Raw genomic sequence first — 25,148 nt, 5'->3', positions numbered from 1 at the left:
GAAAACTCTTGGGAGATCTTCGGATGAAGATTTTCGCGCGGCTCAGTGAATTTCCAGCAATCCAGCGGCGCCCTGGCCGCCGCCGATGCACATGGTCACGACCGCCCATTTGGCGCCGGTGCGCTTACCCTCGCGGATGATGTGCCCGACCTGGCGGGCGCCGGTCATGCCGAAGGGGTGGCCGATGGCGATGGAGCCGCCGTTGACGTTGAGCTTCTCGTCCGGGATCTCCAGCCGGTCCTGGCAGTAGAGCACCTGGCTCGCGAAGGCCTCGTTGAGTTCCCAGAGATCGATATCCTCCACCTTCAGCCCCGCACGGTCGAGCAGGCGCGGGACGGCGAAGACGGGGCCGATGCCCATCTCGTCGGGCTCGCAGCCGGCGACGGCGAAGCCGCGGAAGGTGGCGAGCGCCTCGATGCCCTCGGATTTCGCGGCCCCCGCTTCCATCAGCATCACGCCCGCCGCACCGTCCGAGAGTTGGGAGGCATTGCCGGCGGTGATGAAGTTGCCCTCTCCGCGCACAGGTTGCAGGCTTTCCAGCCCCTCCAGTGTGGTCTGGGGGCGGTTGCAGGTGTCGCGGTCGACGGTGACTGTCTTCTCCGAGATCTCGCCGGTTTCGCGGTCCTGCACGGCCATGACGGTCTCGATCGCCATGATCTCGTCGTCGTACTTTCCCGCCTGCTGGGCGGCGGCATAGCGCTGTTGGGAGCGCAGGCCGTATGCATCCTGCCGTTCGCGGGAGATGCCGTAGCGCTGGGCGACGATGTCGGCCGTGTCGATCATCGGCAGGAAGATCTCGGGCTTGTGGTCGAGCAGCCACGGATCCTCGTCCATCGGGCCCTTCTTGCCGGGGATCTGGCTGACCACCTCGACCCCGCCCGCGACGACGGCCTCCGCCCCCTCGTTCTCGATCCGGTTGGCGGCCATGGCAACGGTCTGCAGCCCAGAGGAGCAGAAGCGGTTCACCGTGGCGCCCGCGATGGAGACCGGCAGCCCCGCGCGGATTACGATCTGGCGCGCGATGTTGCCGCCGGTGGTGCCCGACGGGAAGGCGCAGCCGATCAGGCAGTCCTCGACCATCTCTGGGTTCACGCCCGCGCGGCGAACCGTCTCTCCAATCACCTCGCCGCCCAGCGTGGCGCCGAAGGTGCGGTTGAACTCGCCCCGGTGGGCCTTGGTCAGCCCCGAGCGGGCGGACGAGACGATCACGGCTTCGCGCATGGTGTTTCCCCTGTCGTTTTGCCGAAGAGCGTAGCGCGGTTACGCCACCTCGCGCCACTGACGTCGCGTCGCGCAGGCTCTTGTGGGTGCGGGGCCGCTCACCCATATTTCTTGTATCCGGGCCGCCGATACCGGGACCCGGGCACATGTCGCTTGACGCAACGAGGACATCGCCATGACACGCCATTCCTTTGGCTCGCACCCGTTCCTGCTCGGCTTCGAGGAACTCGACCGGCTGGTGGAGCGGACGGCCAAGGCCGGGTCGGATGGATATCCGCCCTACAATATCGAACAGACGGCCGAAAACGCCTACCGCATCACGCTTGCGGTGGCCGGTTTCGCGGAGGACGACCTCGCCATCACGCTGGAGGACCGGCAGCTCCTGATCCGGGGCAAGCAGGCCGACCAGACGGGCGAGCGGGTGTTCCTCCACCGAGGCATCGCGGCGCGCCAGTTCTCCCGCTCCTTCGTCCTGGCGGAGGGTGTGGAAGTGACCGGAGCGCAACTGGAACACGGGCTGTTGAACATATCGCTCGAACGCAAGGCGCCCGAGCGCGTTGTTCAGTCGATCGAGATCAAGCGGTCATGACGGAGAGAGGAGATACGGAGATGAGGGAACACGCCCCCGATGCGCTGCCGGACCGGACCGTCTATGTCCGCACCATCAGCGCCGATGACCTGCCCGAGGATGTTCGGGCGCAGACGGACCTGACGACGCTCTACGCGATCCATGCGGAGACCGGGGAGCGCATCGCCATCGTCGGCGACCGCCGCCTGGCCTTTGCGGTGGCGCGCCAGCATGAGATGGCCCCGGTCAGCGTCCACTGACATTTCATTTGAGTTCGAATGCGAAAGCCCCGCCGCTGTGCGGGGCTTTTTCGTTGGCATGCTGGACGGGTCTCGGGGGCGGCTGTAGCGTCGGGCGCATGTTGAAATCCCGTCTGGAGGCGCTGCTGCCGCCGCGCCTCGATCTCCTTCTCCGGTATGTTTTGCAGGTCCATGCGGGGCTGGGCGAGCGGGAGCATCGCTGGGTCTCCCGCCTCGCTTGCGACATCGCGCTCGACATCGGGGCGAACCGCGGGGTCTATGCGCGCCAGCTGGCGGGGCTGAGCCGCAAGGTGCATGTCTTCGAGCCCGATCCGGTGCTGGCGCCTTATCTGCGCGCGACGCTGTCGGGCAATGCGGAGCTGCACACAGTGGCGCTGTCGGACCGGGGCGGCGAGGCGTCTCTCGAGGTGCCCGTTGCCGCCGATGGCCGCCGGGTCTCGACGCGCGCCACGATTGCGCCGGGGGCGCTGGCGGAGGGGACGGAGGTCGTGCGCGAGACCGTGCGATCGGTGCCCCTCGACGAGGTGACGGCGGGCCTGGACGGCGCAATCGACTTCATCAAGATCGACGTGGAAGGGCACGAGAAGGCGATGCTCGACGGCGCGCGGGAGACGCTGCGGCGGCACAAGCCCCTGCTGATGGTCGAGACGGAGTTCCGCCATGGGGCCGACGTCGCGGGCATCTTCGCGGACCTTGCTGCGCTGGGCTACAAGGCTCAAGTCTGGCGCAGCGGGCGGCTGGAACCCGTGACGCTGGACGAGTTCGCGGACCTGCAATCCGCCCGCCCGCCGGAGGATCGCGCCTACGTCAACAACGTGATCTTCACGCCGGGGGCTTGAGGAGGCTCCACCGTTTCAGCGCGCGTCGACACGTGGCCGAAGCCAGTCCGCGATGACGTCGTGACCGTCCTGACTGCCGGCGGCAGTCAGGATCATGTCCGCGATCTCCATATCCCCGGCCTTCAGCCGCAAGCCATTGCCGGCCAGAACCATGACGAGGGCACCATAGGCGGTGCGCTTGTTGCCATCGACGAAGGCATGGTTCTTGAGCACCGCGTGGCAGAGCATCGCCGCGGCCTCGACCGCATCCATCTCCACATAGGCGAGCGCGCTGTGAACGCGGCCGACCGCAGCCTCCAGGAGGCCCGGATCGCGCAGGCCAGGCGCGCCACCGAAGCGCTTCAGCTGTGCGTCGTGGAAGATGCGGAGCGTCGCCGCATCGGGCAGGATCATTCGGCGAGCTTGCGGTAGAGGTCCGGCCGGTCGTTCATGTCTTCGAGGGCCGCGGCGAGCATCCGGCCCTGAGGGCTGTTGGCGGCACTCACGAAGACGCCGTCCTGCACGGGCACCACCGTGACCTCCTCCCCTTCGGAGAGGTTGGCGGTGGCGAGGACGTCCTTGGGAAGCAGGACGCCGACGGAGTTGCCGATCTTACGCAGTTTCATGGCGGATCCTTTCGTTGTCACATATGTAGCAACGCGCGGTCGCGATGACCAGAATGTTCGCCCCGCAAACGAAAAGGCCCCGGCGCTTCGGCCGGGGCGGTTTCAAGTCGTGGAACCGTGCCGGATCTGGTCCGGCACCTCTCTAAAATCAGGCGGCGATCAGGCCCATTTGTTCCAGCTTCAGGATCACCTGCTGGGCGCAGAAGTCGACCTCCTGGCCTTCGGTGTCCACCACCAACTCGGCCTGAGTCGGGGCCTCGTAGGGGTCGGAGATGCCGGTGAACTCCTTGATCTTTCCTTCACGCGCGAGCTTGTAGAGGCCCTTGCGGTCGCGGCGCTCGCATTCCTCCAGCGAGGTGGCGACGTGGACCTCGACGAAGGCGCCGAAGCTCTCGATATCCTCGCGGACGGCACGGCGGGTCGCGGTGTAGGGCGCGATGGGCGCGCAGATCGCGATGCCGCCGTTCTTGGTGATCTCGGACGCGACATATCCGATGCGACGGATGTTCAGATCGCGGTGCTCCTTGGAGAAGCCGAGCTCGGAGCTCAGGTTCTTCCGCACGATATCACCGTCGAGGAGCGTCACCGGGCGACCGCCCATCTCCATCAGCTTGACCATCAGCGCGTTGGCGATGGTGGACTTGCCGGAGCCGGAGAGGCCGGTGAAGAACACGGTGAAGCCCTGCTTGGAGCGCGGCGGCTTGGTGCGGCGCAGTTCCTCGACCACCTCGGGGAAGGAAAACCACTCGGGGATCTCCAGCCCTTCCTGAAGACGGCGGCGCAGCTCGGTGCCGGAGATGTTGAGGACGGTCGCGTCCTTTTCCACCTCGTCGATCGGCTGGTACTCGGCGCGCTCCTGCACGTAGACCATGTGCTTGAAGTCCAGCATCTCGATGCCGATCTCGTCCGCGTGCTCCTTGAAGAGGTCCTGCGCGTCGTAGGGGCCGTAGAAATCCTCACCGGCGGAGTTCTTGCCGGGGCCTGCGTGGTCGCGGCCCACGATGAAGTGGGTGCAGCCGTGGTTCTTGCGGATCAGGCCGTGCCAGACGGCCTCACGCGGACCTGCCATGCGCATGGCGAGGTTCAGCAGGGAGAGGTGCGTGGTGGCCGCGGGGTACTTGTCGAGCACCGCCTCGTAGCAGCGCACGCGGGTGAAGTGGTCGATGTCGCCCGGCTTCGTCATGCCGACGACCGGGTGGATCAGGAGGTTCGCCTGCGCTTCCTTCGCGGCGCGGAAGGTCAGCTCCTGGTGCGCGCGGTGCAGTGGATTGCGGGTCTGGAAGGCGACGACGCGACGCCAGCCCATCTTGCGGAAGAAGGCGCGCAGCTCGTTCGGCGTGTCGCGGCGGGCGCGGTAGTCGTAGTGCACCGGCTGCTGGATGCCGGTGATCGGGCCGCCCAGATAGACCGGACCCGCGACGTTGTGCAGGTAGTTGACCGCCGGGTGCGCGGCGTCGTCGGCGCCGAAGACCTTCTCCGCCTCGCGCGCCTTGTTCGGCACCCACTTGTCGGTGACGGAGAGGATGGCGAGGATCACGCCCTCCGGATCACGCAGGGCGATGTCCTGTCCCTCATTGATGCCGTCGGCGAACTTCTCGGACACGTCGAGGGTGATCGGCATCGGCCAGAGGGAGCCGTCCTTGAGCCGCATCGTCTCCACGACGCTGTCGTAGTCCTCCTCGCTCAGGAAGCCCTTCAGCGGGTTGAAGCCGCCGTTCATCAGCAGCTCCAGATCGCAGACCTGCCGGGCGGTGAGATCCCAGGAGGGCAGGTCGCCCGCCTCGATCTTCAGCTTGGCGGCAGACTCGTAGGAGACGTAGAGTTCGGGAACGGGGGCGTGCGGCTGCGGCAGCATCGTATGATTTCCTGTCCGGATATTGGTTCGGCGGCTAATTGCCCCCTGCGGATCGCGAAAACAACAGCGCTCCGCAGGAAAAGGACGGCGTGGCGCGGCATCTACCGCAGTTGGAACAACAGCCCGTTAACGTTGACGTCCGGCGAACGCTGTTGCTGAGCCGGTGCGGCTTACTCGCGCCAGTGCTCCGCGATCCACGGGGTCGGGCGGACATACTTGTAAAGCTTCTTGTGGCCCTTCGCGGGCCATTTGCCGACCACCGCGTCGTCTGGATCGGGTTTGCCGGTGAAGGCGACGACGCGCGCGGTCTCGGGCAGGGGCACGTCCTTGATGAAGTTGAGCGGCCAGCGCGGCATCAGCGAATGCTTGAAACTGACGCACCACTCCACGGGCCAGAACGCCATCGAGGAGATGGTGCGCGAGATATAGGTCTGGGAGTTCGGGTGCGCGCCCGTCACCCCCTCCGGATCGTCCATCAGGCGCTGGTAGACGTCGTGATGCGCCCCCACGCGGAAGCGGTAGACGGAGGTGTTGCCGATCCGCTTGTCCGGCTGGGTCCAGTTGCGGATGACGCAGAACGTCTCCTCTGGCGCATGGTCGAAGAAGCCGTCGATCGTGCCGGTGATGACGAGGTCGAGATCCATGAAGAGGATGTCGCCTTCCAGCCCGAGGTCCCGGTTCCACAGCGCGATCTTGCGCCACGGCTTCATCCGGTGGCTTTCGGGCAGGTTCACATGCGGGATCGGGCGGCACTCGATATCAGGGTGTACGCCCTCGGCATTGTCCGTGAAGCAGATGAGGCGGGTGTCGCGCGTCGTGTTGCGGCGGATCATGCCCCAGAGGCGGTTGGCGAAGTCCGCGCCGTAGCGCGGACCCCATTTCATGCAGATGACGGTCTGCGTCATTCCGCGGCTTCGACCGGGGCGCCGTAGCCGAGGGGCTCGCTCACGTCCTCGCCCTCCTGCTCGGCCAGGAACTTCTCGGCCTCGAGGGCGGCCATGCAGCCCATCCCGGCGGAGGTCACGGCCTGCCGGTAGATGTGGTCGGTGAGGTCACCGGCGGCGAAGACGCCGGGGATCGAGGTCGCGGTGGAGTCCGGTGCCGTCTTCACGTAGCCGCCGTTGTGCGTCTCCAGCACGTCCTTGACGAGCTCGTTGGCGGGCGCGTGGCCGATGGCGACGAAGACGCCCGCGGCGGGGATCTCCCGCGTCTCGCCGGTGCGCACGTCCTTCACCCGGACGCCGGTGACGCCGAGCGGGGTTTCGTCGCCCAGGACCTCGTCGAGCGCGTGATGCCACAGCGGCTCGATCTTCGGGTTCTTGAAGAGGCGGTCCTGCAGGATCTTCTCCGCCCGCAGCTCGTCGCGGCGATGCACCAGCGTGACCTTGGAGGCGAAGTTGGTGAGGAACAGCGCCTCCTCCACGGCCGTGTTGCCGCCGCCGATCACCACGATCTCCTTGCCGCGGTAGAAGAAGCCGTCACAGGTCGCACAGGCCGAGACGCCGAAGCCTTTGAACTTGTCTTCCGAGGGCAGGCCCAGCCACTTCGCCTGCGCGCCCGTCGCGAGGATCAGCGCGTCGGCGGTATAGACCGTGCCGCTGTCGCCATAGGCGGTGAAGGGGCGTTTGGACAGGTCGAGCCGCGTGATGTAGTCGCCGATGATCTCGGTGCCCATCGCCTTGGCATGGGCCTCCATGTTGACCATCAGGTCGGGGCCCTGGATCTCCGTGTTGCCGGGCCAGTTCTCGACCTCGGTCGTCGTGGTGAGCTGGCCGCCGGGCTGGATCCCTTGGATCAGAAGCGGTTCGAGCATCGCACGCGCCCCGTAGACCGCCGCCGTGTAGCCGGCGGGGCCGGAGCCGATGATGAGCAGGCGTGTATGGCGGGTCTCGGACATCTCGCGCTCTCCTTTCGTTGGTCGCCAGATATAGGCGAGGGGGGCGGGAGGATAAAGCCCGGTTGCGCGGGACGCAGTCCGGGCTTGCGTATTTGACGAGAGTGATGCGTCAGAGGCCGAGGCGCTCCAGGATGAGCGGCGCAATCCGGTCGGCCTCGCGCAGGGGATCGTAGCTCCACTCGGCGGGACCTTCGGCTGCGGGCCGGGTGATGCCGCGCCGGGCGAGGGCCGCGTGAAAGCGCCGGAATTTCGGGGCGATGCGGTCGGTGCCGGAGACGAAGACGGGCGTGCCGGTGGCGGCGGCTTCGGAGGCCATGTTGACGCTGTCCGCCGTCACGAGGATCGCGGCCGCACCGTGCAGCCAGCCGGGGTAGGGATTGGGCGGCGTGCCGTCCCAGATTATGATGCCGGGCACGGCGGCACGCATCTGCTCGATCACGTTTTGCGGCGTGCGGCGCGACGGGGTGGCGGCGATGGCATAGCCCGCGGCGGCGAAGCGGCAGAGATCGGCGAGGAGCGCCGCTTCCTCCTCCGCCTCGAAGGTCGCGGTGCGGGACGGGCCGCCGACGAGGGCGACCAGCGTGCGCAGGGGCAGGGGCGGGAGGCCTTTGGCGGCCTCGGCGATGCGCTCGGACGAGAGGGCGTTGAGCGAACCCAGCGTGGTCAGCACCTTGGGGCCGGTGAGGCCGTCATGTTCCGGTGTGACGACGGCGTCATAGCGGTTGAGCGGCAGGCCGGGGCGCAGGATGGCCACGGCGGGGCTGCCGCCCGCGCGCGCCTCGGCCGCGACGAGGTTGCCGCGCCGCCCTGCGCCGATCACGAGGTCCGCCAGCGGCCCGCGGCGCAGGGGCCGACCGGTCAGACGCAGGACGGTTTCGCGCAGCAGTGGCTTGACGTCCACGTCATGGGCGACGATATCGGCATCACGCAGCCGGGCGATCGCCTCCGCCAATCCCCGGGCCTGCACCGCGTTGCCGGGACGCCCATCCGTCACCGTTGCGATGCTGAGCCGTTTCGATGACATTTCTTGCGTTGTCCTGAAATAATATTGCGTTTGGAGGGGGCGATGCATAGATTGCGCTGCATCTTGCGCCGGTTGGCGCGCAATGACCGTAAAGGCCCCCATGCCCAGCATCAAGCTCGACCCGATCGACCGCAAGATCCTCGCCGAACTGCAGGCGGACGGCCGCATGACGAATGTGGAGCTGAGCCGGCGGGTCGGCATCTCCGCCCCGCCCTGCCTGCGCCGCGTACGCGCGCTGGAGGAGACGGGCTTCATCACCGACTACCACGCGCGGGTCAACGCCCGCGAGCTCGGTTTCGAGGTACAGGTCTTCGCCATGGTGTCCCTGCGCAGCCAGGCGGAGCGGGACCTCAGTGCTTTCGAGGAGGCGTGCCGCAACTGGCCGCTGGTGCGCGAGTGCCACATGCTCAACGGTGAGATCGACTTCATCCTCAAATGCGTGGCACCGGACCTGAGCACGTTCCAGAGCTTCCTGACGGAAGAACTGACGGCGGCGGACAACGTGGCGAGCGTGAAGACCTCGTTGGTGATCCGCAACGCGAAGAACGAGCCGGGCGTGCCGTTCGATGTGCTCGAAGCACGGGTGGCGGAAGGGGCGGCCTGAAGCTGCGAATTTGCAAACTTCAGACTTCGCAGTTTTGCAACTCACAGGTCAGCGTCGGGCGCGGATGATCTCGCGCACTTCGTCCTGAAGGATCAGACCCTCGGCGGAATAGAACGCGAGGCCCCTCGCATCGCGGCGGGAGATCGTGTCGCCCGCGCCGTCGCGCGGATGGATCGCGATGCGGAAGAGGGCGACCTCGGTGCCGCCGGGGTCGCGCACGTCCCAGTCCATGGCGAGCGCCGGCCGGCCATCGGCGCCGAAACCGCGGACCACACGCCCCCGCATCACCAGCACGAACTCGTCGCCCCGGATCTCCGGAAACAGGGCCGGCGGGCCGAGGAGCGTCGCGGTCTCGGTCGCGATGACCTGCGCGATCTCCGGATCTGCGCTGAGATCGACGCGGACCCGGACGATGACGTCGTTGGACAGGAGCGCGTCGGCGGGCAGGTCGGTCGGCGGCGGCGTGCAGGCCCCGAGCGCGAGCAGGAGCAGGAGGGCGCGGATCATGCGGAGACGGGCAGCTCCAGCGACAGGCGGGAGAGGGGCTCGGCCCCGGTCTCGGTGACGAGCGACGTGCGGCCGAGGGTCATGGCGGTGCCCGTTTCGCTTTCCATCAGGATCATGTGGAGGAAGAAGACCATGCCCGGGCCGATGACCGTGTCGGCGCCCGCGTGGAACATCTGCGGCTCCATCCAGCTCGGCGCGTATCGGGCGCCCAGCGAATAGCCGCAGGCGTTGAGGCGGTGGGCGGCGAGGCCGTGGGCGTCGAGCGTGTCGGCATGGGCGGCGAAGACCTCCCGCATCTCGGTGCCGGGGGTGAGGTGCGCCTCGCACGCCTCCAGCGCCTCGCGGGCGGCGGCGTGCAGCGCGATGTGGCGGTCCGTGGGCTGGCCGATGACGACGGTGCGCATGAGCGCCGCGTGGTACTGGCGCCAGACTCTGGCCCATTCCAGCGTGAGCTGGTCCTGCCGGTCGAGCTGACGTCGGCCGCTGGCGTAACGGCAGAGCAGCGCACGTTCGCCCGAGCCGATGATCGGCGGGTTGCCGGAGAAGTCGCCACCCTCCGCGAACACCGCGGCCTGCATGGCGGCGAGGATCACGCCCTCGTCCCCGCCGGGGCGCATCATGGGAAGGGCGGCCTCGTAGGCGGCGTCCCCGAGCTCCGCGGCGCGGCGGATGCAGGCGATCTCGGCCTCGGATTTCACGAGGCGTAGCGGATGCACGATGTCGGGGGTGTCGATGAGGTCGGGCAGCCGCGCGGTCAGGCGGCGGCCATTGGTGAAGGTGAGGCCGTGGGTGTCGGATTCGAGGCCGATACGCTTCGGGCCGAGCTCGGTGAGCCAGTCGGCAAGCCGCTCCACCGGGTCGTCCTTGCCGTCGGTCCAGACGCGGATGTCCTCGATGTCCGAGGTCTCCTGCGCCTGCCGCAGATCGGCGGAGCGCGTGAGGAGATGCGTGCCCTCCTCCGTCACGATCAGGCATTGGAAGAAGCAGAAGCCGAACGTGTCGAAGCCGGTGAGCCAGTAATGGCTCTCGGGCGCGAAGAGGAGCACGGCGTCGAGGCCGCGTCGCGCCATCTCGGCCCGCAGCTTCGCCTTGCGGGCGGCGTATTCCTCGGCCGCGAAGATCACAGGCGGATGCAGGCGATCAGCCTGCCATAGTCCGCCTCGCCCAGATGGGTGGCGCGGCGGTAGGAGTAGAAGCGGTCGGGCTCGGCATAGGTGCAGTGGCCGGTCCACTCGGCGTCCACCCCGATGGAGCGGAGGCGGTGGAGCACGAAGCCCGGCAGGTCGAACTGCACCTTGTCCGGCTCGCGGCCGTGGACGAAGAAGCGGGAATGCACAGTGTCCTCGTCGACGAAGCGTTCCATGAAGTCCTGCCCGACCTCGTAATTGCGCTGGCTGATCGTGGGGCCGACCGTGGCGCGGATGGCGTCGGCGCGCGCGCCGAGGCGTTCCATGGCGCTGACGGTCGATTCGAGCACACCGCCAAGGGCGCCCTTCCACCCGGCATGGGCCGCGCCGACGACGCCCGCCTCGCGATCGGCGAGGAGGACCGGCGCGCAATCGGCGGTGAGGATGCCGAGGACGAGGCCCGGCGCGGCCGTGACCATGGCGTCGGCCTGCGGGCGATCCCCGGGCGCGGTGTCGAGGGTGACGACGTCCGGCGAATGGATCTGGGCGAGGCTGATGAGCCGGTCGCAGTCCACGTCCATCGCGTCGGCCACGCGGGCGCGGTTGATGCGCACCGCCTCGGACTGGTCGGACGAGCCCGGACCGCAGTTGAGCCCCGCGAAGATGCCCGAGGATGCGCCGCCGCGGCGGGTGAAGAACCCGTGACGGACATCGGACAAGAGGTCTGAGGCGAGGATCTCGAGGGTCATGCTACTCGTCCGGCGTGCGCTTTTCTCCTTGTAAGCGCAGGAGGGACGCGTCCGTCAACCGGGTGCGAAGCCCGGAAGGGCCGGGCCGGGGGGTGCGAGGGCAAGGACCTTGAAGAGTGTGCCCATTTCGCCCGGATGCACGAGCCGCCGGTGCGCGGCGGCGATGCCGGGGTCCTTGGACGCGAGCGCCTGGGCGCGGGCGGTGATGCCGAGCCGTTCGAGGAACGCGCCCTGGGTGTCGAAGGCGTGGGGCAGTCCGGCGGCCGCGGCGAGGTGGGAGAAGTTGACATGGGCGGTGAGATCCGCGGTGCCAGGGGCGGCGAGCGGACCCACCGGCTGGTGATCGTGGAGCGCCTGCAACGTGTCGCCGGTCCCGTCCCACGCGCCGTAGTCGATGAGGAGGGCGGCGACGAGCTTCGGGGCGAGGTGCTGCAGGATCGGGGCCGCGGCGGGGCACCATTCGACGAGCGTGTCCTCGGGCGTGGCTGGGAACAGGCGGTCGAGCTGGGGCTGCGGCTGCGGGGCCTTGAGGCCGAAGGCGAGCGTCTCACCGTCGAGGCCCACGACTCGCTCGGCCCATCTGCCTTGGGTGCGGACGAACTGGCGGATCGGCAGTGCGTCGAAGAACTCGTTGGCGATCAGGAGGAGGGGGCCGCCCGGCAGATCCTCGACCCGGTCGACCCAGCGGACATCGCCGAGGGTCTCGCTCTGGCGGGCGCGCAGGGCGGGCGAGGTCTCGACGAGGATCACGTCCGCGTCGAGGCCGAGCTGCCGCCAGACGCGCAGGATGTCGGCCATCAGGGTGCCGCGGCCGGGGCCGAGCTCCACCAGCGTCGCCGGGCCGCGGTCCATGCGGACCTGCGCGAGCCAGAGCCCGATCATCTCGCCGAAGATCTGGTGGACCTCCGGCGCGGTGGTGAAGTCGCCGCCCGCGCCCAGCGGATCGCGGGTGATGTAGTAGCCAAGCTCCGGATGCTGGAGGGCGGCCTGCATGAACTCCGCGATGGTCAGCGGACCCGTCTGGGCGATCTGGCGTCTGAGGATATCGGTGAGGGGGCTCACGCGGGGCGGCTCCTCCGCGTGGCCCAGACGAGGAGGGCGAGGCCCACGACGATCATCGGCAGCGACAGGAGCTGCCCCATGGAGAGGCCGGCCCACGCGCTCTCCCCGAAGCGGATGATCTGGCCGAAGGGGTTGGCCTCGCTCACGAATTGCGCGTCGCCCTGGCGGAAGAACTCCACGATGAAGCGCCCGAGCCCGTAGCCGATGAAGAAGAGCCCGGCGATGTAGCCGGGCTGCGCGAGACGCCGCCCGATCCAGACCGCCCAGCAGAGGACGGCGAAGAGGACGAGCCCTTCGAGCGCGGCCTCGTAGAGCTGAGAGGGGTGGCGCAGGCACGCCTCGGTCCAGAAATCGGGGCAGGTCTGCGCGCGCGGATCGGGGAAGGCGACGCCCCAGGGCACGGTCGTCGGACGGCCCCAGAGCTCCCCGTTGATGAAGTTGGCGATGCGGCCGAAGAAAATGCCGATGGGTGTCACCATCGCCACCATGTCCGCGACGGACCAGAGCCGCAGGTCGTGCCGCCAGCAGAAGATGGTGATGGCGAGCACGACGCCGAGGAAGCCGCCGTGGAAGGCCATGCCACCGTCCCAGACCTGCGGGATCTCCATCGGGTTCGCGAGGTAGTAGCCCGGCTGGTAGAAGATCACGAAGCCGAGGCGCCCGCCCGCGATGATGCCGATGATGATCCAGGTGAGGAAATCTTCCGCGAGCTTGGGCTCCATCGGCGCGCCGGCGCTGCCCCAGAGGCGGTCACGCTTCAGCAGCCGCACCGCCAGCCACCAGCCCAGCAGGATCCCCGCGATATAGGCGAGCGCGTACCAGCGCAGGGCGAGCTCGATGCCGAAGATCTCGAAGGGCAGGCGCAGGGCCACCGGGTCGATGTCGGGGAAAGGCATGGTGCGCGGTCTCTTTTCCGGTGCGACGTGGTGCGGGGCGACCGGTTCCGCATATAGCGCGCTGCTCGGAAAGGAAACATGGGGGTAGCCGCGATGCGAATGTCAGTCCGCGCAGGGGCGCCAGACGAAATCGGGGTGGTCGGCCCAGCAGAGCCCCGCTGCGGTCTTCGCGCCATACAGGCCGCCATCGCCGTAGCCCCATTGGACCGATCCGGCATCACATGCGCGCGAGGAGATCAGGTCGCCCTGATAGGTGACTTCGATAGAGCCGAACGGGGGTCTCGGCGTGTCCTCGCCTTCGCGCAGTTTGTGAAAGCCCGCCGCGACATGATAGGCGTACGCCTCGTTGTGGAAGGTTATCATCTCCCAGACGGTCGAGCCGCTGCCGGACCATGGGTAGTAGTCGGCCTCCTCGATGGGGACGGACAGGGAGAGCTCCGGCGGGCCGCCCGCAGGTCCGTAGTCGTAGGTGACGAACCCGTCGATCAGGCAGATCCGCACCGCGTCGCGGCCGTGTTCGAAGGTGCAGCTCTGGATCAGCTCGCCGCATGCCGAGGCGGCCTGACCGGCGGCAGCAAACACGCACGCGGCAAGGATCGAGATGCGCATTGATGCCCCCACATCTGCTATGCGTTCAGGCTAGCATGGCGGGTCAGGTGCGTCAGCCACGGCCTGCGATCTATGGCGCGCTTGCCTATGCTCGCGCCGCCGCCCATATCTTTCACAAGCCTCTGAGAAGAGGGCCTTTGACAGGAGTGACAGACATGCAGACCCGCAACCGCGTCTTCGACGACATCAGCCAGCTCATGACCAACGCGATGGGTGTGGCGCAGGGCGCGCGGACCGAGGCCGAGAACGCCATGAAGGGCATGATGGACCGCTGGCTCGCCGATCGGGACCTCGTGACCCGCGAGGAGTTCGACGCGGTGCGCGCCATGGCCCAGAAGGCGCGCGAGGAGAACGAGGCGCTGAAGGCGCGCATCGCCGCCTTAGAGGGCAAAGCGGACTGAAGTCCGGACCGCCTCCGGCGGGCGTATTTTCGGGAAAGATGAAGGGGCGGGGCGCGCCCCTTTTTTTCATGTGTGACGGGAGGGGATAGATGCCGCTGAGCAAACTTCATGTGCCTGTGGGGATGCCCGCGGAGCTGTGCCGCGCGGCGGGCGAGGCGCTGCATCTGAGCCTGGTGGACACCTGCGGCGTGAACCCGGACGACAACTTCTGCCTGATCGCGCGCTATGCGACGGAAGACATGATCGTGCATCCGACGTTCCTCGGGGAGCGGGATCCGGCGGTGACGGTGGTGATCGAGATCACGCTTTTGGCCGGGCGGAGCGAGGCGCAGAAGGAGGCGCTCCACGTCGATGTGCGAGAGCGGCTGGCGGTGCTGGGCATCGAGCCGGCGAACGTGATCCTGTTCCTGGTGGAGAACGGCCCGGCGGACTGGTCTTTCAGCGACGCGGGGTCCGTGAAGACGGTGCTGGGGCTGTAGGGGTGCTGTTGGCGGTTCGGGGCGCTCTTGTGAGGCGATCCATGCGGGGCCGGATGCGGTCCTCATGTCGCTTGAGACGACCACCGTGGCGCTCCGTTTGTGGGGCAATGATCTCGATCCCTATGCGGTGACAGCGTTGCTGGGGTGCGCGCCGTCTCGTGCTCGGCGGAAGGGTGATGTTCGGCGGAGCCGGGTGACCGGGCAGGACTACGTTGCGAAGACGGGGTCCTGGCAGCTCATGGCTCCGGATCGGGCGGATGGTGATCTCGACCGTCAGGCGGCGGAGGTGCTGGGGAAGGTCACGAGCGACCTCTCGGTCTGGCGCATTTTGAACGAGCGGTATCGCTGTGACCTGTTCTGCGGGTTCTTCATGGGGAGCGGCAATGACATGGTGCGCCTGTCGGCGGCGACGTCCCGGATGGTTGGGGCGCGGGGGCTGGAGCTGGTGTTCGATATCTACGATGCCGTTGAGAGCTAGGGTTGTGTCGGGTCTGAGGGATAGGGGCGAGCGGTCCTTCGGTTTGATGCCACCCAGGACTTGATCCGGGGTCTTTCGACAAGGAGTGCTTCGTGGGAGAGCGATCCCGGCGCTGCGGCCGGGACGATGGGTGTGGCGGCCGATCTGGGCCAGTCGCGCGCCGTCTGCTTGAAGCCCTGAGCCCGCGCTCCATCCTTCCGCGCACATTGATTTGACGGGAGGATTTCATGGGCGACCAGCTCAGCGGGGCGCGGCAGCGTCTGTTCGATGCGGCGGAGCGGGCGGGTGTGGCGCCCGACCTCTTCGAGAGCCTGAAATATCCCAAGGAGACGCTCGCCGCCTCGATCCCGCTGCGCCGTGACGACGGGCGGCTTGAGATGGTTAAGGCCTGGCGCTGCCGCTACGACGACATGCTGGGGCCGACCAAGGGCGGCTTGCGGTTCCACCCCTCCACCAATGCGGACGAGGTGCAGACGCTTGCCTTCTGGATGATGGTGAAATGCGCGCTGATGCACCTGCCCTTCGGCGGCGGCAAGGGTGGGATGTCCGTCGATTACAAGAGCCTGAGCATCGGGGAGAAAGAGCGGCTGGTCCGGGCCTTTGCCGAGCGCTACGCCCATATCTTCGGCCCGGGACGCGACGTGCCCGCTCCCGATGTGGGCACCGGTCCGATGGAGATGAGCTGGATCGCCGAGGCCTGGGGCTGGATGAACCACCGCCATTCGCCGGACGTGATCACGGGCAAGCCGCCGGTGGACGGGGGGCTCGACGGACGCACGCCCGCGACCGGGCGGGGCGCGTTCCTCGCCCTCGACGAGTTGCGGGAGGCGCTGGGGCTCGGCGAGGATGACAGGCGGATCGCGGTGCAGGGCTATGGCTCCGGCGGGAAGTGGTTTGCCCGCTTCGCGCAGGAGGCCGGGTGGACCATCGTCGCGGTGGCCGACAGCTCCGGGACCGCCTTCGACGGCGACGGGCTGGACCTCGACGCGCTGGACAAGGCCAAGAACGACGGCGGCTCGGTCACCGATGCGGATGGGGTCGAGACGCTCGACAGCGACGCGGTGCTGACGGTGGAGGCCGACGTGCTGGTGCCTGCGGCGCTAGGCGGCGCGGTGACGGAGGACAACGCCGCCGACCTGCAGTGCAAGGCGATCGTGGAGATCGCGAACGGTCCGGTCCTGCCCGAGGCCGACGACATCCTGCGCCAGCGCGGGATCAAGGTGGCGCCCGACGTGCTCGCCAATGCGGGCGGGGTCTTCGTGAGCTGGCTGGAATGGGTCGCGGGCCGCTCGGGCGACTTCCCGACCAACGATCAGGTCAACGACCGGCTGGAGACGCGGATGCGCGACCGCGCGGCCGCCGTGCGCGACATGGCAGACGAGATCGACAGCGATTTCCGTACCGCGGCCTACGCGGTGGCCGCCCGGCGGCTGAACGCCGCGCTGGAGGCGCGCGGCGCCTGCGAGCACAATGGAGGCAACCGATGAAGGCGTCCGATCTTTTCGTGAAGTGTCTGGAGGCCGAGGGCATCACCCGCATCTTCGGCGTGCCGGGGGAGGAGAACGCGGACTTCATGATGTCGCTGCGCAACTCCTCCATCGAGTTCGTGCTGACCCGCCACGAGCAGGGCGCGGCCTTCATGGCGGAGGCGCACGGGCGGCTGACCGGGGAGCCGGGCGTCTGCCTCGGCACGCTGGGGCCGGGCGCGACCAACCTGCTGACCGGCGTGGCGGACGCCAACATGGACCGCGCGCCGCTGATCGTGATCACCGGGCAGGCCGCCACCACGCGCCAGCACAAGGAGAGCCACCAGGTGATGGACGTGGTCGACATGTACCGCTCGGTCACCAAGTGGTCCCACGGGATCATCGCGCCCGACACCATCCCGGAGGTGGTGCGCAAGGCCGTGCGGCTGGCGCGCAAGGAAAAGCCGGGTGCGGTGCATCTGGAGCTGGCCGAGAACGTCGCGAAGATGGAGGTCGATGCTGAACCGCTGGAGCCGCGGCGGTTCTGGCGGCCCGAGGTCTCCGACCACATCCTCGACAAGGCGTGGGACGCGATCCGGGGTGCCAAGCAGCCGATCATCATCGCGGGCAACGGCGCAATTCGGAAGCGGTGCTCGGCGGAACTGCGCGCCTTCGTCGAAGCGACGGGGATCGGGGTGCTGCACACGTTCATGGGCAAGGGCTCGGTCGACATGGACGATCCGCGCTGCCTCTTTACCATCGGGATCCAGCAGCGCGACTGGCCCGCGCTCGCCGTGGAGCGGGCCGATGTGGTGATCTGCATCGGCTACGATCTGGTGGAGTACCCGCCGCGGCTGTGGAACGCGGGCGCGGACAAGGCGATCGTGCATCTCGATTTTGAGCCGGCGGAGATCGACGCGAACTACCACCCGGCGGTGGAGGGCGTCGGCGACATCGCCGAGGCGATCTGCGGTCTGACCGACCGGGCGAAGCGCGACGGCGTGCCGGACTGGGACTTCGCCTATCAGCGCAAGGTGCGCGAGAAGATGCTCGCGGAGTTCGCCGAGTGGAAGGACGACGACGCTGAACGGGTGAAGCCGCAGAAGGCCCTGTGGGAGGTGCGCGATGCGCTCGGCCCCTCGGACCTGCTGCTGTCGGGCGTGGGCGCGCACAAGATGTGGATCGGGCGCTATTACCAGTGCCACGAGCCCAATACCTGCCTGATCCCCAACGGCTTCTGCTCGATGGGGATGCCGCTGCCGGGCGCGGTCGGCGCGACCCTCGATTTCGACGGGAAGATCCTCGCCATCGCGGGCGACGGCGACGTGATGATGAATGTGCAGGAGATGGAGACGGCCTGCCGCCTCGACGCCGACATCACGGTGATGGTCTGGGTCGATGGCGGCTACGGGCTGATCGAGTGGAAGCAGGACGACGAGTTCGGCGGCCACACCGACCTCGCCTTCGGCAACCCGGACTGGCTGCATCTGGCCAAGGCCTTCGGCTGGGAAGGCTGGGTGGTCGAGGGCTCGTCGGACCTGCGGGAGAAGCTGGACGCGGCGCTCGCCCACAAAGGCCCGAGCCTGATCGCGGTGCCGATCGACTACCGCGAGAACGTGAAGCTCACCGAGCGGCTGGGGGACATCTCCATCACGCTCTGAGTTCGCGTATTTGGGGAAAGATGAAGGCGGCTTTCGGATTCGTCCAAATATCCATGTCGGGCCCGCCCGGCCCGGCGGAACGGTCCTTCAGAGCACCCACATCGCCTCGTAGGGCGCGACCCGGACTGCGTCGCCACGCCAGTCTAGGGGGCTGCCGAGCACGTTCTGGAACGCGGTGGCGCCTGCCGCGTGCCACCAGTCGGCGGGCACGAAGCGGGCGGTTTCGGAGACGTTGAAGAGGCAGGTGAGCGGTCCCTCGGCGCTGATCCGGCGAAAGGCGAAGAGGGCGGCGTCGGGTGTCGCGAGGATCTCCCGCGGGTTGGCGCCGTGGAGGTGGGGCGTCGCACGTCGGGTATCGAGGATGTGTTTCAGGCCGGTGAAGATGCGGCCTGCGTCCGTGCTCTCGTCCGTCCGCTCAGCCGCCCGTGTCCAGTCCATCATCGGACGGTGCATCCAGCGGCTGTCGTTCTCGCCGTCGGAATGGGCGGCCCAGTCGTAATCGTTCAGCATCCCGATCTCGTCGCCCATGTAGATCAGCGGGATGCCCCCGAAGCTGGCGATCAGCGCGTGGCCCATCAGGATGCGCGCGATGGCGTCGTGGCGTTCGCCGTCGGTCTTCGCGGCCTCCAGCCCGGCGAGCGAGGCGAGGGCGCCGTTGGAGCGTTTGTCGTTGGTGTCCGGGTTGTACTGGAAGAGGCCGCCGCGCGCGAAGCTGCCCTCGAAATTGCCGCGGTAGAACTCGGCGAGGAAGTCGCGGTGGGCCGCGCCCGAAAAGCCGAGCGCGCCCGCGTCCTCATCCGTGATCGCCCAGCCGATATCGTCGTGGCAGCGCAGATATGTCGCCCAGGTGGCATTCTGATGCGCGGTGGGGAAGTGGTCGGTCAGCACGCGGGTCATCAGTGTCGTGTCGCGGCTGGCCAGCGCCGACCAGAACTGCACCATCAGCGAGTTGTGATAGGCGAGGTTGCCGACCTTCCCCGTATGCCGCCCGGCGCCGAGATAGGGGATGAGGTCCGCGGGCGAGACGATCGCCTCCGCCTTGTGGATCACGCCAGCGCAGGCGATGCGGCAGGCGGCGCGCAGGACCTGCAGGATGTCGTGGACCTCGGGCTGGTTCTGGCAGGTCGTGCCGAGCCGCTTCCACATGAAGGCGACGGCGTCGAGGCGCAGGACCTCCGCCCCCCGGTTGGCGAGGTGGAGCATCGTGTCCACGATCTCCAGCATCACCTGCGGATTCTCCCAGTTCAGGTCCCATTGGTGGGTGTTGAACGTGGTCCAGACCCATTTCTGCAGGCGGTCGTCCCAGGTGAAATTGCCGGGGGCCTGATCCGGAAAGATCTCCAGCAACGTCTCCTCGTAGGCGTCGGGGATCTCGCGGGTGGGGAAGGTGCGGTAGTAGGCCTCGTAAGCCGCGTCGCCCCGGCGGGCGCGCTCGGCCCAGTCGTGCTCACGCGCGGTGTGGTTGAGGACCATGTCGATGCAGGTGGAGATGCCGCGGGCGCGCAGCGCCGCGGTCACCGCCTCGAACTCCGACATGGTGCCGTATTTCGGGTTGATGGCGCGGTAGTCCTGAACCGAGTAGCCGCCGTCGTTGTCGCCGTCCCGCGGCTTGAGGAGCGGCATCATGTGGACATAGGTGACGCCGAGCTCTTCGAGGTAGTCGAGATGGTCAAGGATGTCGGTGAGTTTCCCGGCGAAGCGGTCCACGTAGAAGACGTAGCCGACCATGCCGGGGCGCTGGAACCAGTCGGGCTCCAGGTCGCGCTTGAGGTCGAGGGCCTTGAGGTCGGCGGGGCGGGCGGCCCAGGCGTCGGCGAGGATCTCGAGGAGGCGTGCCTGCTCCGCCTCGGCCTGCGGCAGGTGGCCGTAGAGGCGGTCGAAGGGTTCGGTCAGGTCGGCCCAGGAGCGTTCGAGGCGAAGCTCGAAGAGCTCCGCCTCGTGCGGTGGAAGTGCTGCAAGGGCCGGGTCGGGCATCAGGTGCGCACGTCCGGCGCGTCGCGGCCCGTGCGCTCGGTGATCCCGGCGAGGGCGTCGGCGGCCGCGATCACGTCGGCCAGCGCCTCCTGCGGGTCGCGGTGCTGCTGCGCGGGGTCGCCCTCGTGCTGTTCGAGGTAGACGCGGAGCGTCGCGCCCACGGTGCCGGTGCCCGACAGGCGCAGCACCAGACGCGCGCCGTTGGTGAAGGTGACGCGCAGGCCCTGCGACGTCGCCTCGGAGCCGTCCACCGGATCGGTATAGGCGAAGTCGTCGGCGGCCTCGACCTCCAGCCCCGCGAAGCTCTGCCCCGGCAGGGTGTCGAGGTGATTGCGGACGTCGTCCATCAGGGCGCGGGCCTTGGCGCTGTCCACGCCCTCGTAATCGTGGCGGGAGTAATAGTCGCGCCCGTAGTCGGACCAGTGGGCGGTGAGGATGTCGGCGACGCTCTGCCCGCGGGCGGCGAGGATATTGAGCCAGAGGAGCACCGCCCAGAGGCCGTCCTTCTCCCGCACGTGGTCGGAGCCGGTGCCCGCACTCTCCTCCCCGCAGAGCGTCGCGTGGCCGCCGTCGAGCAGGTTGCCAAAGAACTTCCAGCCCGTCGGCGTCTCGTAGGCGGGGATGTCGAGATATTGCGCCACGCGATCGGCGGCGCGGGAGGTGGGCATGGAGCGGGCGACGCCGGTGAGCCCGTCCGCGTAGCCAGGCGCGAGATGCGCGTTGGCGGCCAGCACGGCGAGGCTGTCGGAGGGGGTCACGTAGGCCCCGCGGCCCACGATCATGTTCCGGTCGCCGTCGCCGTCGGAGGCCGCGCCGAGATCGGGCGCGTCCTCGCCCATCATCAAGTCCATCAGCTCCTTGGCCCAGACCGGGTTGGGGTCCGGGTGCCCGCCGCCGAAATCGGGGAGGGGCACGGCGTTGACGACGCTGCCCTCGGGCGCGCCCAGCATCCCCTCGATGATCGTCTTGGCGTAAGGTCCCGTCACCGCGTGCATGGCGTCGAAGCGCATGGTGAAGCCGGAGGCGAAGAGGCGGCGGATCGCGTCGAAGTCGAAGAGCTTCTCCATCAGCGCGGCGTAATCCGTGACCGGGTCCACGACCTCGACGGTCATGCGGTCGAGCGTGGTCTCGCCGAGGGCGCTCAGGTCGATGTCCTGCGCCTCCATGATGCGGTAGACGGTGATCTCCTCCGTCCGGGCGTGGATGGCGGCGGTCACGCTTTCGGGCGCGGGGCCGCCATTGGCGGTGTTGTACTTGATGCCGAAATCCTCCTCCGGCCCGCCGGGATTGTGGGAGGCCGACAGGATCAGGCCGCCATCGGCGCCGCGGGTGCGGATGAGGTTGGAGGCGGCGGGGGTCGAGAGCAGCCCCTCGCGCCCGACGATGCAGTGCGCGGCCCCGTTGGCGGCGGCCATGCGCAGGATCACCTGGATCGCCTGTGCGTTGAAGTAGCGGCCGTCGCCGCCCACCACCAGCGTCTTGCCCTCGATGCCCCCCACGGCGTCGAAGACGGACTGGACGAAGTTCTCCACGTAATGCGGACCCATAAAGACCTTGGTCTTCTTGCGCAGGCCGGAGGTTCCGGGCTTCTGCCCGCCGATGGGCCGGGTCTCATGCGTTGTGATCTGCATCGGGGAACTCCCTGGTTCTGGGCGCGGTCGCGGCGGACCCTGCGGTGAAATCGCGCGTCGCGCAAGCGGGTTGCGCGCGGGGCCTGTGCTGCAACCGGAGCGGAGGGGGCGCTGGCCTTATTTCCATATTTCCGGTATTTGCGAAGTATGGACGGTATGGTGGATCGATTCGGGGCACTTGCGCATGCGCAGCGGATGCAGGTCTTCCGTCTTCTGGCCGGGCGTGCCCCGGCCGAGATGACGCCGGGGGAGATGGTGGAGCGAACGGGCCTGCCGGCCAGCACTTTGTCCGCCTATCTCGCCCGCCTGGCCGATGCGCGATTGATCCGCGCCCGCAGGGACGGGACGCGGCTCTACTACTCCGTCCAGCCCGATACCGTGCGCGAGATGCTCGAATTCCTCGTGTTCGACTGCTGCAACGGTCAACCCGAGCTCTGCGAACCCCTCATTCGGAAACAGGGATCTGACGTCATGCAAGACACCTTCAAGGTGCTGTTCGTCTGCACCGGAAACTCCGCCCGCTCGATCATTGCCGAGACGCTGCTGCGGGAACTCGGCGGCGCGCGCTTCGAAGCCTATTCGGCCGGAACGAAGCCGTTCTCCGAGCTCAACCCGCACGCGGTCGAGATGCTGGAGGGGCTGGGGCACGACACATCCGGCCTGCGGGCCAAGAACATCTCGGAGTTCGAGAGCGGCGACGCGCCCGCCTTCGACTTCGTCTTCACCGTGTGCAACCGGGACGCGGGGGAGGAGTGCCCGCCGTGGGAGGGGCAGCCGGTCTCGGCCCATTGGGGCATGCCCGACCCGGTGAAGGTCGAGGGCACGGATGCGGAGAAGGCGCTGGCCTTCAAGGAGGCCTACCGCACGCTGCGCTCGCGCATCGAGGCTTTCGTGAACCTGCCGGTGTCCTCTCTGGACGCGGTGTCGCTGCAGAGCGCCGTGGACGCGATCGGCGAGGAGCGTGCCGCGGAATGAAGATCGGATTGAACGGGCTGGGGCGCATCGGGAAACTGGCGCTCCGCCGCATGATCGACGAGGGGATGGGCGCACGCATCGCCTGGGTCAACGACGTGACCGGGGACGCGGCGATGCACGCGCATCTCCTCGAATTCGACACGGTGCACGGGCGCTGGGGGCAGGATGTCGGCGCCGAGGGCGACCGGCTGCGGGTCGGCGAGCTGTCGATCCCGGTGCTAAACAACGCCGATCCGGCGGACCTGCCGTTGGGCGAGGTCGATCTGGTCGTGGAGTGCACCGGCAAGTTCAAGACGCTGGAGGCGCTCGCGCCCTACCGCGGCAAGAAGGTCGCGGTGTCCGCGCCCATCAAGCAGGAGGGCGCGCTCGATCTGGTCTACGGCATCAACCACGACCTCTACGATACGGCGGTGCATGACGTGGTGAGCGCGGCGAGCTGCACCACCAACTGCCTCGCCCCCGTGGTGAAAGTACTGCACGAGGCGGTGGGGATCCGGCACGGCTCGATCACCACGATCCACGACGTGACCAATACGCAGGTGATCGTGGACAAGCCGATGAAGGACCTGCGCCGCGCGCGCTCGGCGCTGAACGCGCTGATCCCGACGACGACGGGCTCAGCGACGGCGATCACCGTGATCTATCCGGAGCTCAAGGGCCGGCTGAACGGCCATGCGGTGCGGGTGCCGCTGCTCAACGCCTCGCTGACGGACTGCGTGTTCGAGATGGAGCGCACCGTCACCGAGGAGGAGATCAACCGCCTGTTCGAGGCGGCGGAGGAGGGGCCGCTGGCGGGGATCCTCGGGGTCGAGCGGCGGCCGCTCGTCTCCACCGATTTTCTCAACGACCCGCGCTCGGCGATCATCGACGCGCCCTCCACCATGGTGGTGAACGGGACGCAGGCGAAGATCTATGCCTGGTACGACAACGAATGGGGCTACACATGCCGGCTGGTGGACATCGTGCGGATGATGGTGGGCTGAGGGCCTACATCGCCGTCACCGCGGCCTACTGGGCCTTCATGCTGACCGACGGGGCGCTGCGGATGCTGGTGCTCCTACATTTCCACACGCTGGGGTTCTCGCCGTTCCAGCTGGCGTGGCTGTTTCTGCTCTACGAGGCGGCGGGGGTGGTGACGAACCTGAGCGCAGGGTGGATCGCGGCGCGGTTTGGCCTCACCTCGACGCTCTATGCCGGGCTGGGGATCCAGGTGGTGGCCTTGTTAGCGCTGGCGGCCCTCGATCCGGGCTGGGGCGTGCTCGCCTCCGTCATCTACGTGGCGGCGGTGCAGGGCGCGTCTGGCGTGGCGAAGGACCTGTCCAAGATGTCCTCCAAATCCGCCGTGAAGCTACTCGCACCGAAGGAGGAGGGCGGGCTGTTCCGCTGGGTCGCGCTTCTCACCGGCTCGAAGAACGCGGTGAAGGGGGCGGGCTTCGCGCTGGGCGCCGTGCTGCTGGCGACGGCGGGATTCGTGCCGGCGCTGCTTTTCATGGCGGTGGTGCTCGGGGCGATCCTGCTCGCTGTCGTGCTCTTCATGCCGGAGGGGCTGCCCAAGGGCATGAAGGGCGCGAAGTTCAAGGAGGTCTGGTCGAAGGACCCGGCGATCAACCGGTTGTCGCTGGCGCGGCTCTTCCTGTTCGGGGCTCGCGACACGTGGTTCGTGGTGGGCATCCCGGTCTTCTTCTACGGCGTGCTGTCGGACGGGACGACCGAAGACAACCGCGCGGCGTTCTTCCTGATCGGGTCGTTCATGGCGGGGTGGATCGTGCTCTACGGTGCGGTGCAGGCGAGTGCGCCGCGGCTGCTCAGGGCGACCACGCTGCCGCTGCCCCGGATCGCGGCGCTGGCGCGGCGCTGGGTGACGGTGCTGACGGGCATCATCGCGGTGCTCGCTGCGCTGGCGGTCGTCGCGCCGCCGGGGCTCGCCGTGATGCTGGTGGTCGGGCTGCTGGTCTTCGGCGGTGTGTTCGCGCTGAACTCAGCGCTGCATTCCTACCTGATCCTGGCGCTCGGCAAGGCGGAGCGGGTGACGATGGATGTGGGTTTCTACTACATGGCCAACGCCGCCGGGCGGCTGGTGGGCACGCTGCTGTCGGGGCTGAGCTACGAGGCGGGCGGGCTGCCGCTGTGCCTCGCCACGGCCGCCGCGATGGCGGGGGCGAGCGCGCTGGCGCTGCGCGGCCTGCGGCCCGCACCGGTCCCGGCCGAGGCGTAAGCGGCACCGTCGCGGTTTTGCGTATTTGACGAGAGTGATGCGGGG

27 protein-coding genes are annotated in these 25,148 nt (G+C 68.1%); 12 read left to right on the top strand and 15 right to left on the bottom strand.

Annotated elements, in window-relative coordinates; translation table 11 throughout:
- Window positions 1-42: 42 nt before the first annotated feature.
- A complete protein-coding gene (locus I0K15_RS03900) occupies window positions 43-1,221 on the bottom strand; it encodes an acetyl-CoA C-acyltransferase (protein ID WP_196104122.1) in 1,179 nt (392 codons plus the stop codon).
- A gap of 175 nt (window positions 1,222-1,396) precedes the next feature.
- Here I0K15_RS03900 and I0K15_RS03895 point away from each other — a divergent pair, with 175 nt between their 5' ends.
- The 3 genes from I0K15_RS03895 to I0K15_RS03885 all read left to right on the top strand — a co-directional run bounded on the left by I0K15_RS03895 (window position 1,397) and on the right by I0K15_RS03885 (window position 2,888).
- A complete protein-coding gene (locus I0K15_RS03895; RefSeq protein WP_196104121.1) occupies window positions 1,397-1,810 on the top strand; it encodes an Hsp20 family protein in 414 nt (137 codons plus the stop codon).
- A 20-nt stretch (window positions 1,811-1,830) separates the two neighbouring features.
- On the top strand, window positions 1,831-2,049 hold the full coding sequence (locus I0K15_RS03890) for a DUF1150 family protein (protein WP_196104120.1): 219 nt from the start codon (window positions 1,831-1,833) through the stop codon (window positions 2,047-2,049).
- Between the two features lie 98 nt (window positions 2,050-2,147).
- Window positions 2,148-2,888, top strand: a complete 741-nt coding sequence (locus I0K15_RS03885) for an FkbM family methyltransferase (RefSeq protein ID WP_196104119.1) — start codon at window positions 2,148-2,150, stop codon at window positions 2,886-2,888.
- Between the two features lie 15 nt (window positions 2,889-2,903).
- Here the strand turns inward: I0K15_RS03885 and I0K15_RS03880 are convergent, their stop codons facing one another.
- The 6 genes from I0K15_RS03880 to I0K15_RS03855 form a co-directional block, all read right to left on the bottom strand.
- Entirely contained in the window at window positions 2,904-3,281 is a 378-nt protein-coding gene (locus tag I0K15_RS03880; RefSeq protein ID WP_196104118.1) for a type II toxin-antitoxin system death-on-curing family toxin, read from the bottom strand.
- A complete protein-coding gene (locus I0K15_RS03875; RefSeq protein ID WP_196104117.1) occupies window positions 3,278-3,493 on the bottom strand; it encodes an AbrB/MazE/SpoVT family DNA-binding domain-containing protein in 216 nt (71 codons plus the stop codon). The genes I0K15_RS03880 and I0K15_RS03875 overlap by 4 nt, the downstream gene beginning before the upstream one ends.
- A gap of 148 nt (window positions 3,494-3,641) precedes the next feature.
- Window positions 3,642-5,348, bottom strand: a complete 1,707-nt coding sequence (locus I0K15_RS03870) for a bifunctional sulfate adenylyltransferase/adenylylsulfate kinase (protein ID WP_196104116.1) — start codon at window positions 5,346-5,348, stop codon at window positions 3,642-3,644.
- 170 nt (window positions 5,349-5,518) lie between these two features.
- Window positions 5,519-6,253 (bottom strand): hypothetical protein, encoded by a 735-nt coding sequence (locus I0K15_RS03865; protein ID WP_196104115.1) that lies wholly within the window; start codon window positions 6,251-6,253, stop codon window positions 5,519-5,521.
- Window positions 6,250-7,245 carry a thioredoxin-disulfide reductase gene (gene trxB / locus I0K15_RS03860; RefSeq protein ID WP_196104114.1) on the bottom strand — a complete coding sequence of 332 codons (996 nt, stop codon included), beginning with the start codon at window positions 7,243-7,245 and terminating at the stop codon, window positions 6,250-6,252. The genes I0K15_RS03865 and trxB overlap by 4 nt, the downstream gene beginning before the upstream one ends.
- A gap of 109 nt (window positions 7,246-7,354) precedes the next feature.
- Entirely contained in the window at window positions 7,355-8,269 is a 915-nt protein-coding gene (locus tag I0K15_RS03855) for a mitochondrial fission ELM1 family protein (protein ID WP_196104113.1), read from the bottom strand.
- Window positions 8,270-8,369: 100 nt separating this feature from the next.
- Here I0K15_RS03855 and I0K15_RS03850 point away from each other — a divergent pair, with 100 nt between their 5' ends.
- A complete protein-coding gene (locus tag I0K15_RS03850; protein WP_196104112.1) occupies window positions 8,370-8,873 on the top strand; it encodes an Lrp/AsnC family transcriptional regulator in 504 nt (167 codons plus the stop codon).
- Window positions 8,874-8,921: 48 nt separating this feature from the next.
- Here the strand turns inward: I0K15_RS03850 and I0K15_RS03845 are convergent, their stop codons facing one another.
- From I0K15_RS03845 to I0K15_RS03820, 6 genes are all read right to left on the bottom strand, one after another.
- The gene (locus I0K15_RS03845) at window positions 8,922-9,380 is read right to left on the bottom strand and encodes a hypothetical protein (RefSeq protein WP_196104111.1); all 459 of its coding nucleotides are present in this window, start codon (window positions 9,378-9,380) and stop codon (window positions 8,922-8,924) included.
- A complete protein-coding gene (locus I0K15_RS03840; protein WP_230374279.1) occupies window positions 9,377-10,504 on the bottom strand; it encodes a M24 family metallopeptidase in 1,128 nt (375 codons plus the stop codon). The genes I0K15_RS03845 and I0K15_RS03840 overlap by 4 nt, the downstream gene beginning before the upstream one ends.
- Window positions 10,501-11,256 carry a peptidoglycan editing factor PgeF gene (gene pgeF / locus I0K15_RS03835; protein ID WP_196104110.1) on the bottom strand — a complete coding sequence of 252 codons (756 nt, stop codon included), beginning with the start codon at window positions 11,254-11,256 and terminating at the stop codon, window positions 10,501-10,503. The genes I0K15_RS03840 and pgeF overlap by 4 nt, the downstream gene beginning before the upstream one ends.
- Window positions 11,257-11,310: 54 nt before the next feature.
- Window positions 11,311-12,318: a class I SAM-dependent methyltransferase gene (locus I0K15_RS03830; RefSeq protein ID WP_230374278.1), complete on the bottom strand. Its 1,008-nt coding sequence runs from the start codon at window positions 12,316-12,318 to the stop codon at window positions 11,311-11,313.
- Window positions 12,315-13,214, bottom strand: a complete 900-nt coding sequence (gene lgt, locus I0K15_RS03825; RefSeq protein WP_196104109.1) for a prolipoprotein diacylglyceryl transferase — start codon at window positions 13,212-13,214, stop codon at window positions 12,315-12,317. Before lgt ends, I0K15_RS03830 begins: the two co-directional genes overlap by 4 nt.
- Window positions 13,215-13,316: 102 nt before the next feature.
- Window positions 13,317-13,823, bottom strand: a complete 507-nt coding sequence (locus tag I0K15_RS03820; RefSeq protein ID WP_196104108.1) for a hypothetical protein — start codon at window positions 13,821-13,823, stop codon at window positions 13,317-13,319.
- Window positions 13,824-13,978: 155 nt separating this feature from the next.
- Between I0K15_RS03820 and I0K15_RS03815 the strand changes: the two genes are divergently transcribed.
- From I0K15_RS03815 to I0K15_RS03795, 5 genes are all read left to right on the top strand, one after another.
- Window positions 13,979-14,224 (top strand): accessory factor UbiK family protein, encoded by a 246-nt coding sequence (locus I0K15_RS03815; RefSeq protein WP_196104107.1) that lies wholly within the window; start codon window positions 13,979-13,981, stop codon window positions 14,222-14,224.
- An 89-nt stretch (window positions 14,225-14,313) separates the two neighbouring features.
- The gene (locus I0K15_RS03810) at window positions 14,314-14,703 is read left to right on the top strand and encodes a tautomerase family protein (protein WP_196104106.1); all 390 of its coding nucleotides are present in this window, start codon (window positions 14,314-14,316) and stop codon (window positions 14,701-14,703) included.
- Window positions 14,704-14,767: 64 nt separating this feature from the next.
- Entirely contained in the window at window positions 14,768-15,181 is a 414-nt protein-coding gene (locus I0K15_RS03805; RefSeq protein WP_196104105.1) for a DUF4279 domain-containing protein, read from the top strand.
- Window positions 15,182-15,408: 227 nt separating this feature from the next.
- Window positions 15,409-16,668 carry a Glu/Leu/Phe/Val family dehydrogenase gene (locus tag I0K15_RS03800; protein WP_196104104.1) on the top strand — a complete coding sequence of 420 codons (1,260 nt, stop codon included), beginning with the start codon at window positions 15,409-15,411 and terminating at the stop codon, window positions 16,666-16,668.
- Window positions 16,665-18,308: an acetolactate synthase large subunit gene (locus I0K15_RS03795; RefSeq protein ID WP_196104103.1), complete on the top strand. Its 1,644-nt coding sequence runs from the start codon at window positions 16,665-16,667 to the stop codon at window positions 18,306-18,308. Before I0K15_RS03800 ends, I0K15_RS03795 begins: the two co-directional genes overlap by 4 nt.
- Window positions 18,309-18,395: 87 nt before the next feature.
- Here the strand turns inward: I0K15_RS03795 and I0K15_RS03790 are convergent, their stop codons facing one another.
- Together I0K15_RS03790 and I0K15_RS03785 are read right to left on the bottom strand one after the other, a co-directional pair.
- Window positions 18,396-20,282 (bottom strand): alpha-amylase family protein, encoded by a 1,887-nt coding sequence (locus I0K15_RS03790; protein ID WP_196104102.1) that lies wholly within the window; start codon window positions 20,280-20,282, stop codon window positions 18,396-18,398.
- Window positions 20,282-21,913, bottom strand: a complete 1,632-nt coding sequence (locus I0K15_RS03785) for an alpha-D-glucose phosphate-specific phosphoglucomutase (protein ID WP_196104101.1) — start codon at window positions 21,911-21,913, stop codon at window positions 20,282-20,284. The genes I0K15_RS03790 and I0K15_RS03785 overlap by 1 nt, the downstream gene beginning before the upstream one ends.
- Before the next feature lie 156 nt (window positions 21,914-22,069).
- Between I0K15_RS03785 and I0K15_RS03780 the strand changes: the two genes are divergently transcribed.
- From I0K15_RS03780 to arsJ, 3 genes are read left to right on the top strand one after another with little or no spacing between them, the layout of a single operon-like run.
- Window positions 22,070-22,888, top strand: a complete 819-nt coding sequence (locus I0K15_RS03780) for a metalloregulator ArsR/SmtB family transcription factor (protein ID WP_338420754.1) — start codon at window positions 22,070-22,072, stop codon at window positions 22,886-22,888.
- Window positions 22,885-23,871, top strand: a complete 987-nt coding sequence (locus tag I0K15_RS03775) for an ArsJ-associated glyceraldehyde-3-phosphate dehydrogenase (protein ID WP_196104099.1) — start codon at window positions 22,885-22,887, stop codon at window positions 23,869-23,871. Before I0K15_RS03780 ends, I0K15_RS03775 begins: the two co-directional genes overlap by 4 nt.
- The gene (arsJ, locus tag I0K15_RS03770; RefSeq protein ID WP_196104098.1) at window positions 23,832-25,103 is read left to right on the top strand and encodes an organoarsenical effux MFS transporter ArsJ; all 1,272 of its coding nucleotides are present in this window, start codon (window positions 23,832-23,834) and stop codon (window positions 25,101-25,103) included. Before I0K15_RS03775 ends, arsJ begins: the two co-directional genes overlap by 40 nt.
- Window positions 25,104-25,148: the final 45 nt, after the last annotated feature.

It is taken from the genome of Pontivivens ytuae (assembly GCF_015679265.1).
Lineage (GTDB): Bacteria > Pseudomonadota > Alphaproteobacteria > Rhodobacterales > Rhodobacteraceae > Pontivivens > Pontivivens ytuae.
The sequence above is the reverse complement of the archived record's forward strand: the minus strand, read 5'-3'. Positions and strand labels throughout refer to the sequence as shown.